General features: G+C 72.7%; 11 protein-coding genes and 1 pseudogene. 3 read left to right on the forward strand and 9 right to left on the reverse strand.

What is annotated here, in order from left to right; translation table 11 throughout:
• Positions 1-340 precede the first annotated feature (340 nt).
• The 3 genes and pseudogenes from ABZV42_RS08490 to ABZV42_RS08500 all read left to right on the forward strand — a co-directional run.
• Entirely contained in the window at positions 341-1,138 is a 798-nt protein-coding gene (locus ABZV42_RS08490) for a carbon-nitrogen family hydrolase (RefSeq protein ID WP_355983999.1), read from the forward strand.
• Positions 1,139-1,797: 659 nt separating this feature from the next.
• Positions 1,798-2,937: a transcription termination factor Rho gene (gene rho / locus ABZV42_RS08495; RefSeq protein ID WP_355984000.1), complete on the forward strand. Its 1,140-nt coding sequence runs from the start codon at positions 1,798-1,800 to the stop codon at positions 2,935-2,937.
• An 89-nt stretch (positions 2,938-3,026) separates the two neighbouring features.
• A pseudogene (locus ABZV42_RS08500) lies at positions 3,027-3,929 on the forward strand (serine hydrolase); the annotation flags it as partial.
• 38 nt (positions 3,930-3,967) lie between these two features.
• Here the strand turns inward: ABZV42_RS08500 and ABZV42_RS08505 are convergent.
• The 9 genes from ABZV42_RS08505 to ABZV42_RS08545 all read right to left on the reverse strand — a co-directional run bounded on the left by ABZV42_RS08505 (position 3,968) and on the right by ABZV42_RS08545 (position 11,848).
• On the reverse strand, positions 3,968-5,491 hold the full coding sequence (locus ABZV42_RS08505; protein ID WP_355984001.1) for a glycosyltransferase 87 family protein: 1,524 nt from the start codon (positions 5,489-5,491) through the stop codon (positions 3,968-3,970).
• An 80-nt stretch (positions 5,492-5,571) separates the two neighbouring features.
• Positions 5,572-6,978 (reverse strand): polyprenol phosphomannose-dependent alpha 1,6 mannosyltransferase MptB, encoded by a 1,407-nt coding sequence (gene mptB / locus ABZV42_RS08510; RefSeq protein ID WP_355984002.1) that lies wholly within the window; start codon positions 6,976-6,978, stop codon positions 5,572-5,574.
• A 101-nt stretch (positions 6,979-7,079) separates the two neighbouring features.
• The gene (locus ABZV42_RS08515; RefSeq protein WP_356051278.1) at positions 7,080-8,030 is read right to left on the reverse strand and encodes a glutaminase; all 951 of its coding nucleotides are present in this window, start codon (positions 8,028-8,030) and stop codon (positions 7,080-7,082) included.
• 177 nt (positions 8,031-8,207) lie between these two features.
• On the reverse strand, positions 8,208-9,044 hold the full coding sequence (locus ABZV42_RS08520; protein ID WP_355984004.1) for an undecaprenyl-diphosphate phosphatase: 837 nt from the start codon (positions 9,042-9,044) through the stop codon (positions 8,208-8,210).
• An 83-nt stretch (positions 9,045-9,127) separates the two neighbouring features.
• Positions 9,128-9,502 carry a fluoride efflux transporter CrcB gene (crcB, locus tag ABZV42_RS08525; RefSeq protein WP_355984005.1) on the reverse strand — a complete coding sequence of 125 codons (375 nt, stop codon included), beginning with the start codon at positions 9,500-9,502 and terminating at the stop codon, positions 9,128-9,130.
• A complete protein-coding gene (locus ABZV42_RS08530) occupies positions 9,499-9,903 on the reverse strand; it encodes a DUF190 domain-containing protein (protein ID WP_355984006.1) in 405 nt (134 codons plus the stop codon). The genes crcB (ABZV42_RS08525) and ABZV42_RS08530 overlap by 4 nt, the downstream gene beginning before the upstream one ends.
• Entirely contained in the window at positions 9,900-10,376 is a 477-nt protein-coding gene (crcB, locus tag ABZV42_RS08535; RefSeq protein ID WP_355984007.1) for a fluoride efflux transporter CrcB, read from the reverse strand. Before crcB (ABZV42_RS08535) ends, ABZV42_RS08530 begins: the two co-directional genes overlap by 4 nt.
• Before the next feature lie 199 nt (positions 10,377-10,575).
• Complete coding sequence (locus tag ABZV42_RS08540) at positions 10,576-11,556, reverse strand: SMP-30/gluconolactonase/LRE family protein (RefSeq protein WP_356051280.1); 981 nt, start codon at positions 11,554-11,556, stop codon at positions 10,576-10,578.
• Positions 11,557-11,560: 4 nt separating this feature from the next.
• Entirely contained in the window at positions 11,561-11,848 is a 288-nt protein-coding gene (locus tag ABZV42_RS08545) for a helix-turn-helix domain-containing protein (protein ID WP_355984009.1), read from the reverse strand.
• Between the last annotated feature and the right edge of the window lie 59 nt (positions 11,849-11,907).

The raw sequence follows: 11,907 nt of genomic DNA on the forward strand, positions 1-11,907 counted from the left end.
GCCGTCTTTCCGAAGCGGCTCGACGAGGAGGGCCGGCCGCCGTTCCGAGGCGGCTCGACGGGGACGGTCGGCCGTCTTTCCGAAGCGGCTCGACGGGGACCTTCGGGCGCGGTCCTGAGGTGGCTCGACGGGTACGGTCGGCCGCCCTTCCGGAGCGCTCGCCGAGCGGCTGTGGCCGGCTGCCCCTCGGCGGCGTCCGCGGTGACGCCGGGCGACTCCGTCGAGGCCGTGTTCCCGGGAGGGTGCCGTGCCACGGCGCGCGGGGAACGCGGGTCACTCCTTACGCTCGTAGGGACGGGATTCCTTGGGCCGCGCGGGCGCGGTCCCGGAGGTGACGGCCATGCGTGCCTCGCTGATCCAGCTGTCCGTGGACTCCTCGGACACCGCGGACGAGCGCCGCCACCGGGCGGCCGCACTGGTCCGCGGCCGGGCGGGCGACGATCTGGTGGTCCTGCCCGAGCTGTGGGCGGCCGGCGCCTGGGCGTACGACCGCTGGGAGCTCGAGGCCGAGGGGCTCGACGGCCCCACCGCCGAGGCCATGTCCGCCGCCGCGCGCCGGGCCGGCGTCTGGTTGCACGCCGGGTCCGTCGTCGAGCGGGACGAGGACGGGACGCTGTACAACACCGCCCTGCTCTTCGACCGGTCCGGCGACCTGCGGGGGCGCTACCGCAAGATCCACCGGTACGGTTTCGACACCGGTGAGGCGACCCTGATGGGCGGGGGCGAGGACATCGTCACCGTGCCGACCGACTTCGGCATCGTGGGCCTCGCCATCTGCTACGACCTGCGCTTCCCCGAACTGTTCCGGGGCCTGCTCGACGCGGGCGCTGAGCTGATCGCGGTACCCGCGGCGTGGCCCGAGGCCCGGCTCACCCACTGGCGGCTCCTGACCCGCACCAGGGCCCTGGAGGAGCAGGTCTTCCTCCTGGCCTGCTGTGCGACGGGCACTCATGGCGGCATGCGGCAGGCCGGGCACAGCGCGGTCGTCGACCCCTGGGGAACCGTCCTGGGCGAGGCCGGCACCGCGGAGGAGACCCTTACGGTGGACTTCGACATGGCCCAGGTCGCCCTGATGCGCCGCGAGCTCCCGGTCCTGCGCGACCGCGTACTCGCCGTCGAAGCCCCGCCGAGGCCATGACTCCGGCGGCGGTCGCGTGCGGGCGGCCGACGGGCCCGCAGGGGCGTCACGGGCGGGCGGCGGCCCGGCTGGGGCGCCACGGCTGGGCGGCGGCAGTGCAAGTGCATCGCGGGCGGGCGGCGGCAACGCGTCACGGGCGGCCGGTGGCCGGGCTGATGCATCACTGGCGCTGACGCCCGCCGTTCGCACGAGCCGGCGCCTTACGCCAGGCCCACGACCCTCCAGCCATGACCCGCGAGCCGCGCCAGGCCCGCGACCCCCGCGCACCGCGCACCGCGCACCGCGCACCGCGCACCAGCGGCCCCTCGCTCCGAGACGCGAGCCCCGAACCCCGAACCCCGAGCCCCGAGCCCCGAGTCACTGAGACGCGGATCACACCAGATCCGGCCCAACCAGTGCTACTCTGCCAACAGCACTCGTGTACGCCTCCTTATTCAGGCGCCGGTGCAAGTTCCCATTCTCTCGCTGACACACCGTCGATTCCGACACGTGGACCAGCATCTTTGGGCAGCACCTCCCGCATACGGCCAGGAAATCCCCTTGCCGTGGCCGAGTTGATGTTCCCGCCGCACCGAGGCGCGCCCCGCGCCCTCCCTTCGCGGCCTCCTCCCCCCTTCCTCACGCATGCCCATGCGATCCCGTCCCTGAGAGGACATCCCATGACCACCACACTCGAACACCCCCCTGTACAACAGCGGCCCCGGACCCGGACCGCCGCCGGTGTCCTCGACATCGACGGCAACGGGAAGGGGCATCTGCGCTCCGCGAGCCTGCTCCCGGCACCCGACGACCTCCAGGTCTCCCCCGCGCTGATCCGCCGTCACGGCCTGCGCAAGGGCGACGCCGTGGAGGGTGTGACCGGCGGCCCCCGGACCCTCGCCGAGGTCGAGCGGATCAACGGCCGTACGCCCGAAGAGGCGCGTCGCCGCACGCACTTCAAGGACCTCACCCCGCTGCACCCGCGTGACCGGCTCCGGCTGGAGCACCCGGGGAGCGGACTGACCGGACGCGTCGTGGACCTGGTCTCGCCGGTCGGCAAGGGCCAGCGCGGCCTGATCGTCGCCCCGCCCAAGACCGGCAAGACGGTGCTGCTCCAGCAGATGGCCGCCGCCGTGGCCGGCAACCACCCCGAATGCCGTCTGATGGTGTTGCTGCTCGACGAACGCCCCGAGGAGGTCACCGACATGCGGCGCTCCGTACGCGGCGAGGTCTACGCCTCCACCTTCGACCAGGCGCCCAGGCAGCACATCGCGCTCGCCGAGCTCGTCGTCGAGCGGGCCAAACGGCTCGTCGAGGCGGGCGAGGACGTCGTGATCCTGCTCGACTCGCTCACCCGGCTGTGCAGGGCGCACAACAACGCGGCCGCCGGCGGCGGACGCACCCTCAGCGGCGGTGTCGACGCGGCCGCCCTCCAGGGCCCCAAGCGCCTCTTCGGCGCGGCGCGCCTCGCCGAAGAGGGCGGCTCGCTCACCATCCTGGCCACTGCCCTGGTGGAGACCGGTTCGCGCGCCGACGACTACTTCTTCGAGGAGCTCAAGAGCACCGGCAACATGGAGCTCCGGCTGGACCGGACCCTCGCCGCCCGGCGCGTCTTCCCCGCGGTCGACATCACCCCCTCCGGCACCCGGCGTGAGGAACTCCTCGTTCCGGCAGCCGAGTCGACCGCGCTTCGGGGACTGCGCCGGGCCCTGCTGACGCGGGACGGGCAGACGGGCCTGGAGACGCTCCTGGAGCGGCTGCGCGCCACCCCCGACAACGCCGCCTTCCTGCGCCACATTCAGCCGACCCTGCCGTCCTGACGCCACGCGCCTGCGGCATCCGGGTGCTCGATGGCGCCGCTCGGCCCGGCCACCCCGGCGTGTCGCGCGTCCGTTCCTACGTTTGCGGTATGACGATCGGATTCTCATTCCGGAATGCTGCTTCGCGCTCCACGGTCACGCGTGCCGCCCTGACCTGCTCCGCCGTCTGTGCGGCCGGTCTGCTGGCCGCAGCGCAGAGCCCGGCCATCGCACTCACCCGGGCGGCCCCCGAGGCGCCTCGGCCCGCCGCGCCGCCGTATTCGTCGCTGAACCAGCCGGGCACACAGGTACGGCCCCGGCCCGGGGCACCCGAGGTCCCCGACGTCTCCGCGCTGTCCTGGGTGGTCGCCGACGCCCGCACCGGCGACGTCCTCGCATCGCACAACGCCCACCGCAGACTCCCGCCCGCGAGCACCCTCAAGACCCTGTTCGCCCTCACCGTCCTGCCGAGGCTGCCCGGCAGCACCCTGCACACCGTCAGGGAGCGGGAACTGGAGGGCATCGGCGCGGGCAGCAGCATGGTCGGCGTGGCCGGGGGAATCACCTACCGCGTGGCTGACCTGTGGCGCGGGGTCTTCCTCAACTCCGGCAGCGACGCCGTGCACGTGCTCGCCTCGATGAACGGCGGCTGGACGAGCACCGCCGCCCAGATGCAGGCCAAGGCCCGCTCACTCGGCGCGAACGACACGCACGTCGTCTCGCCCGACGGCTACGACACACCCGGGCAGGTCTCCTCGGCGTACGACCTGGCGGTGTTCGGCCGGGCCGGGCTGCGCAACCCCGACTTCGCCAGGTACTGCTCGACCGCCGAGGCGATGTTCCCCGGCGAGGCCGGGGCCACGTACGGGATCCAGAACACCAACAGGCTCCTCACCGGCGCGAACGGGGTGGAGCGGTACCCCGGTCTGATCGGTGTCAAGAACGGCTACACCACCAACGCGGGAAACACCCTGGTCGCCGCCGCCAAGCACGGCACGCGCACCCTCGTCGTCACGTTGATGAACCCTCAGGCGGGTGGCGGACTGACCGTCTACGAGGAGGCGCGCTCGCTGCTCGACTGGGGATTCGCCGCGTCCGGACAGGTCGATCCCGTGGGCACGCTGCTCGACACGCGCGCCGTCCCCGCGGCCGGACCCTCCGCCGCCGGGTCCGCCGCGCGCCCCGGCCGAGCCGACCGGTCCGCGGCCGCCGAACGGCCCGTGAAGAGCGACCGGCCGGTGAACAGCGCCAGTCCCGTGGCCGCCGCGCCCGCCGACGACGCGGGACCCGGCTGGTCCGGCGCCGCCGAGATCGCCGGTGCCGCCGTGCTGGGCGCCGCGGGCGTCGCACTGGCCCTGCGGCTCAAGGCGGGCCGGGCGGGGCGCGGCTGACCGGCCGGCAGCCACAGCAGCAGCCCGAGCGTGATCCACGTATAGGTGTTGCTGCCGAGGAAACCGCCGAGGCCCGAGGCATCGTCGAACCACAGCCACACCACGCTGCTGCACAGCACCGCGTACAGGACCGCCGCGATCCGCAGCCGGCGCCGGCGCAGCAGCACGGCGAAGGACGGCAGCAGCCAGACGAGGTGGTGCACCCAGGTGATCGGGCTGACGAGACAGGCGGCCAGCCCGGTCAGGGCGAAAGCGGCGGTCCAGTCCTCGTCTGCGAGGGCACGCGAGGTCCGCCACGCCCAGACGCACAGGACCAGCAGGGCCAGTGTCGCCCACAGTGCCCTGCTCGGCTCCTGCGGTGCCACGAGCCGTGCCAGCACACCCTGGAGCGACTGGTTGGAGACGTAGTCCAGGCGCCCGATGCGGGTCGTGTCCCAGAGCGCGTCGGTCCAGTAGAAGCGCGAGGCGTCCGGCGCCACCCAGGCCGCAAGCGCGGTGGCCGCCGCGGCGACGCAGGTGGCGACACCGGCGGCCCGCCAGCGGCGGCCGAGCAGCAGCAGCGCGATGAACAGCGCCGGGGTGAGCTTGATCGCCGCGGCGAGACCGATGCCGGCACCCGCCCAGCGGCCCCGTCCGTACGACAACAGCCAGGCGTCGCTCAGCACGAGGGCGAGCAGCACCAGGTTGACCTGGCCGAAGCTGAAGGTGTCGCGGACCGGTTCGAGCACCGCCAGCAGACACGCCGTCAGAGCACAGCCGAACCAGCCGTAGCGACGCAGTTCGGGGCCGACCAGGATGCCCACCACCGCGGTCAGGGCGGCGAGGTTGAGCAGCAGGGCGAGGGCGATCGCCGTCCTCAGCCCTACGAGTGCCATCGGCACCATGCCGAGAGCCGCGAACGGCGGGTAGGTGAAGCCGTACCCCGTTCCCGGCACCCGGTAGTCGTAGATGCTGTCGCCGTGGTGGACCCAGTTGTCGACCGCCCCGTAGTACACGCGCAGGTCGAACCAGTCGCGCAACAGCGGCACGGTGGCCGTGAACACGCCGACGACCACGGCCAGTCCGAGGACGAGGAGGAGCCGGCGGCGGTCGGTGCTCAGCAATGCCGCCGCGCCGGCGCGGGCCCGCCCGCCGGCCGGTGCCCGCGATCCCGTCGTCCCCGTCGTCGTGCTTCTCGCGCTCATCGTCCTCGTCCCGGTCGGCCCGCTCGTCGTCCCCGCGCCTCTCCTGCCGCCCGGGTCCCCTCCGTGCTCCATGTCCTCCGTCATGCCGTCCGTTCCAGCACCGGCGCCTGCGGCCGCGCCGCCTGGTGGGCCTGCCAGAGCACGACCAGGGCGAGCAGGCCCCCGGAGACGGCGAGGATGACCTGTCCGGGGTCCGCGGGCGACCCGCTCGGCAGCACCGCCAGCGCGAGCACCGCGCTGACGGCGGCGACCCGGCCGCGCACCGAACCGGTGGGGGCCGCCGCCGCGATGAGGAACAGGCCCCACAGCGCGTACCACGGCCGGACCGCCGGACCGAACACCGCGACCGCGGCCAGGCTCAGGCCCAGCGCGTACACCGGGTGCGGGCGCTGCCTCAGCCATATGAACAGCAGCAGTCCAGCGGTCGCCAGGAGTCCGACGGCGTGCCAGGCGGGCATCGCGAGCGGCGCGAGTCCGCTGCCGAGCTTCTCGAGCAGGGCGCCGGTGGCGCGCCCGAGGACGCTGGTCGGCGACCAGTTGTGCGGTGAGACAGGGGTCTTCAGGGCGGCTATCCAGCCGTAGCCGGTACCGGCCACGGCCGTCGCGGCGACCGTGGTCGCGACGGCGACGACGACGGTGGTCACCGTGGCCCGCGCGATCCCCTTACGTCCCTGTCCGCGCCCGCGCAGCGCGATCACCGCCACCAGGCCGAGCGCGGCGGGGGCCTTGACGAGGGCTGCGAGCGTGACCAGGACGATGCCCGCGACGGGCCAGCGGCCGCGCGCGGCCACCAGGCCGACGCCGAGCAGCCCGAGCATGATGGCGTCGTTGTGCGCACCGGCCACCAGGTGCAACAGGACCAGCGGGTTCAGCGCGCCCAGCCACAGCGCGGCGGCCGGATCGGCGCCGCTGTGCCGGGCGAGGCGGGGCAGGGCCGCCGCCATCAGGGCCACGCCGAGCAGGGCGACCATGCGCATACCGAAGAGTCCGGCCGGTATCTCTCCGCGGGTCAGCGACGACAGTCCGCGGGCGACGGCGAGGAAGACCGGGCCGTACGGCGTCGTCGTGCTCTGCCACACGGGTGCCACCTCGTCGGCGAGCGGACCGCCGAGCCGCGCGGGGCCGTACGCGTAGACGTCGATGTGGGCGTCCACCATGGCGCCCTGCGCGAGATAGCTGTAGACGTCCCGGCTGAAGAGCGGCGGCGCGAGCAGCAGCGGCGCGGCCCAGGTGGCGAGAACGAGCAACAGGGCGCGCGGAGTGGGCGGTTCGGGCCCGCGTACGACGGTGCCCAGCAGCGCCCAGGCGGCTATCAGCAGGACGACGCCGAAGTAGACCCCGACCAGGCCCAGTACGGCCCGCCCCGACTCGGGGGCGAGGAGGTCCCGCGCGGGCAGGGCCCCCGCGGTCTCGCCGCCCAGCGCGAGGACGGCGGTTCCGGCCAGGCCCAGAGCCTGGCAGCGGCGGAGATCGACGGGGAAAGCCATGGCCAACACTCCGCAAGCGTGTCAACGCCTGGTGGCCGGAAGGCGACGCGGCGCTCTCCGTGCGGGGTCCGGAGCGTGACCTCCGTGTGGTGCGAGGGTATTCAGAACACCGACAGGCCGGTCAGGGTCGTGAAGCGGTCCAGGGCCGCCACGCCCGCCACCGAGTTGCCGCGTTCGTCCAGGCCCGGGCTCCAGACGCACAGGGTGCACCGGCCCGGCACAACAGCGATGATGCCGCCGCCCACCCCGCTCTTGCCGGGAAGCCCGACCCGGTAGGCGAAGTTACCCGCGGCGTCGTAGGTCCCGCAGGTCAGCATGATCGCGTTGATCTGCTTGGCCTGGCTACGGGAGAGCAGCCGGCCCCCGTCGGCGCGGATCCCGTGCCGGGCCAGGAATCCGGTGGCGAGGGCGAGGTCGGCGCAGGACGCGGCGATCGAGCACTGGAGGAAGTACTGGTCGAGCAGGTCCGGCACCGGGTTGTCGATGTTGCCGTACGAGGCCATGAAGTGGGCGAGTGCCGCGTTGCGGTCGCCGTTCGCGGTCTCGGAGGCGGCGATGTCCTGGTCGAAGCCGAGGTCCGCGTTGCCGCTCTCGGCCCGCAGGAACTCCAGCAGGGTGCGGGCCGCGTCGCCCGTCCGGGTCTGGAGCCGGTCGGTGACGACCAGGGCTCCGGCGTTGATGAACGGGTTGCGCGGGATGCCGTTCTCGTATTCGAGCTGGACCAGGGAGTTGAACGGGTTGCCGGAGGGCTCGCGCCCGACGTGCTCCCACAGCTCGTCGCCCTCGCGGGCCAGGTCGAGGGCGAGCGTGAAGACCTTGGTGATGGACTGCGTGGAGAAGGGCTGCCGCCAGTCCCCCACGCCGTACACCGTGCCGTCCAGCTCCGCGACGGCCATGCCGAAGCGGCGTGGATCGCAGGCGGCCAGTGCCGGGATGTAGTCGGCGGGCCGCCCGCGTCCCGGTGTCTGCGCGATGTCGGTGGCGATGCTCTCCAGGATCGGCTGGAAGGTTGGGGAGGACGGATACGACGAGTTCCCGGGCATGATCGCCATTGTGCCGCCCGCCCGGTCCCGCGGCTCCCCGGCCCGGCCTCCGGGCCTCCATGCCGAACGGGTGCGCGGGTGCGCGGGAACGGCACAGGGGGCGCGGAGCCGGATTCCGGCCTCGCGCCCCCTGTGAGCGGATCGTTCCTGTGCTGGAGCCGGTTCGCACCGGCGCCCCGCGGTGTGTCAGCTGTCGATGACTCCCGTTCCGAGGAGCCCGAAGAGGAGGACGCCGATGACGATGCGGTAGATCACGAAGGCGTTGAAGGAGTGCTTGGCGACGAACTTCAGCAGCCAGGCGATCGAGGCGTAGGCCACGACGAACGACACGACCGTGCCGACGATCAGCGGAGCGGCGCCCACACCGGTGCCCAGGGCGTCCTTCAGTTCGTACAGGCCCGCGCCGGTCAGGGCCGGGATGCCGAGGAAGAAGGAGAGCCGGGTCGCGGCGACGCGGTCCAGGTCGAGGATGAGCCCCGTCGACATGGTGGCGCCGGAGCGCGAGAAGCCCGGGAAGAGCAGGGCGAGGATCTGGGAGCTGCCGACCAGCATCGCGTCCTTGAACGAGACGTCGTCCTCACCGCGCTTGTGGCGGCCCATCTGGTCGGCCGCCCACATCACGGCACTGCCCGCGATCAGCGAGCCGGCGACCACCCACAGGGACGCCAGCGGACCCTCGATGAGCGACTTGGCCGCGAGGCCCACGGCCACGATCGGGATCGTCGCGTAGATGACCCACCAGGCGAACTTGTAGTCGTGGTTCTGCCGCTCGTTCTTGTCGCGCAGTCCACGTCCCCAGGCGGAGACGATCCGCACGATGTCCTTGAAGAAGTACACGAGCACGGCGGCGATCGCGCCGACCTGGATGACCGCGGAGAAGCCGACCACGGCGTTGTCGTCGACGGGGATGTTCATCAGCCCCTCGGTGATCTTGAGGTGACCGGTCGAGGACACGGGAAGGAATTCGGTCACCCCCTCGACGACTCCGAGGACGACGGCCTGACCGACGTTGATGACGCTCATGGGATCCAGTTCTGAGGAGTTGGTCGACAGTGCTGTAGACAGTGCAGGAGACAGTGTTACCTATACGCGTGGACGCCCGGCAACTAGGTCCACAAAACTTGGGCGAAATAGACCCCCGCGAAGGCCGCGCCGAGGCCCGCCGTCACACTCACGACCACGTTGGCGGCAGCGTAGAACCCCGCCCCGGTCTCGGTCAGCCTCAGGGTCTCGTACGAGAACGTCGAGTACGTGGTCAGCGCCCCGCACAGACCGGTCCCGATCAGCAGTTGCAGGTGTCCGGACACCTGCCCCGCCGAGGCGGCACCGGTCAGCAGACCGAGGATCAGGCACCCCGTCACGTTCACGACGAAGGTGCCCCAGGGGAAGACCGTATCGTGCCTGAGCTGTACCGCCCGGTCGGTCAGATACCGCAGGGGTGCTCCGACCGCCGCGCCGGCGATCACCAGCAGCCAGTTCACCGCCGCGTCCCGCCTTCCCCGGCCCGGTCGTCGCCGCTCGCGCCGGAGCCGTCGGCGGGCGCGCCACCGCGGCCCGCGTAGTGGACGACCTCACAGGGGTCGAGGAGCACCAGCCCCTCGGTGACGACTTCGTCGAGCTGCGGCAGGAAGGCGCGGACCCGCTCCTCGGTGTCCACGACGATCACGGCCACCGGCAGGTCCTCGCTCAGCGAGAGGAGCCGCGAGGTATGGATGAGGGAGGAGGCGCCGAACCCCTCGATGCCCCGGAAGACGCTGGCGCCCGCGAGGCCCGCCGCGTGGGCGCGGTGCACGATCTCCGCGTAGAGCGGCCTGTGGTGCCAGGTGTCGTTCTCGCCGATGAGGACGGTCAACCTGAGGGCACTGCCCGTGAGCCTTGTCATCGCTGCCTCCGTGCCAGGGCCCGGCGGGCCGCCGTCGTCCCGAGCCAGACCGCCGCGAGCGCCCCGAACAGGGTCGCGGCGAGATAGCCGAACCCGGTGGCCGCGTGGCCCGAGCCGGCCAGTTTGCGGATGTCGACCGCGTATGTCGAGAAGGTGGTGAAGCCGCCGAGGACTCCGGTGCCGAAGAAGGGGCGCGCGAGGCGGTGCACCGTCGGCAGCTCGGTGATCAGTACCATCAGCACGCCGATGACGGCGCAGCCCACGACGTTGATCGTGAAGGTGGTCCAGGGGAAGGCGCCGTCCGGCGTGGGCCACAGGAGTCCGGCTCCGTAGCGGGCCGTGGCGCCGATGACACCGCCCAGCGAGACCGCCGCGACGACCTGGCCCTGGCCGTGCCAGGGCGACGGCGGGCGCGCGGGCGCGCGCACGGGGGCGCCGGACTCGCCGACGCGCTCGGGGTGCGGGACTGTCATGGTCTCCGGTGCTCCTACTCGCCGGGCCGGTGCGGGCGCCCGGCATCGCAAGCAGGGACCGTCGGCGGCATCCGTGCCGCGGTTCGGGTACGGCGGGCCCCACCGCCGTGCCGCGCTGCAAGATCGCGGCTGGTGAACAGGGTAACGCCGGGCGCGCGGGCCGTGCACACCCGGCCCCTCCCGCGAAGGCCCCGGTCGCTCAGCCGGTGGTGTCCGGAAGGTCACAGACGGCCAGGCCCCGCTCCCAGATGCTTCCGAGGACCAGCCGGCCGTCGGACTCACAGACGCTGGTCACCATCCGGAACCGGGCGCGGCGGCTCTCCAGGTGGTGTACGACGCTGCCGTCGTCGTCGACCGCGAGGGCGCCCGTGGTGCCCGGTGGCCTGAAGGGGGCCCGTACGGCGATCCGGGCCGCGGCACGGCGGACGGCGGGGCCCCGGCGGTGCAGCAGTTCCAGGGCGCCGACGCGGGGGCCCGCGAGTGCCACCCAGATCGGGCCGTCCGGGGCGCGCCAGAGGTTGTCCGGCTGGCCGGGGAGGTCGTCGACGAAGGTCTCGGAGCGGCCGGCCAGGGGCCCGGTGAGCCAGTAGCGGACCAGACGGAAGGCGCCGGTCTCGGCGAGGACGAGGAACGACTCGTCGGCCGAGGCGGCGAGACCATTGGCGAACTGAAGCCCTTCCAGGAGGACTTCGGGCTCCGTCTCCCCCGGCGCGAGGCGCAGCAGGCAGCCCGATCCGGTGTGTTCGACGAGGTCGCCGATCCACTGCTTCAGGGGGTAACTCCGGCTGGACACGGTGAAGTACACCGTGCCGTCCGAGAGGGCGACCACGTTGCTGCAAAAGCGCAGCGGAACACCGGCCACCTTGTCGGCCAGGACGCGGACCACTCCGTCCTCGAGACCGATCCGCAGCAGCCCGCGTTCGGCATCACACACCAACAGGGCGTTGTCCGGGAGGAGTTCAAGGCCGAGCGGCCTGCCACCCGTCTCGGCGACGACCCGGATCCCGGTGCGGTCGGGGTCTCCGAGACCGTCGACCCGTACGATGCGGCCGTCCTCGAGACCGGTCAGCACCCCGCCCCTGGAGTCGGCCACCACGTCCTCGGGGCCGCGGCCGCCGAGCGGCACCGTGCGCCGGGGCGAAAGAACTGTGGCCTCCGCCGTGCCGGACCCGTCTCCCACGCGCCTACCAGCCCTTCTCGAAGTAGTGGTTCACCTCGGCGATACGGTACTCGTCGCGCCGGTAGTAGGTCCGCCGCCCCACCTTCTTGGCGCGCAGCAGCCCGACTCCGGCGAGGAGGTCGAGGTGGGTGCGTGCCACGGCCCGGCTGACACCCAGTTTGACGGCGAGGGACTCAGGGCTGACACCGTCCTCGACGAGGTCGGCCCGGCGCTGCGGCGGGAAGTGCGCCGCGGGGCTGCGCAACCACTCCAGGATGTCCTGTCGTTGCCCGCTGAAGGACCCCTTCAGCATCTCGTCCCCCTCCGTCGTGACGGTCTCCCGCCACTGTCCCGCAGCCGGAGGCGGCACGC

Source organism: Streptomyces sp. NPDC005281, from assembly GCF_040607495.1.
Taxonomy (GTDB): domain Bacteria; phylum Actinomycetota; class Actinomycetes; order Streptomycetales; family Streptomycetaceae; genus Streptomyces.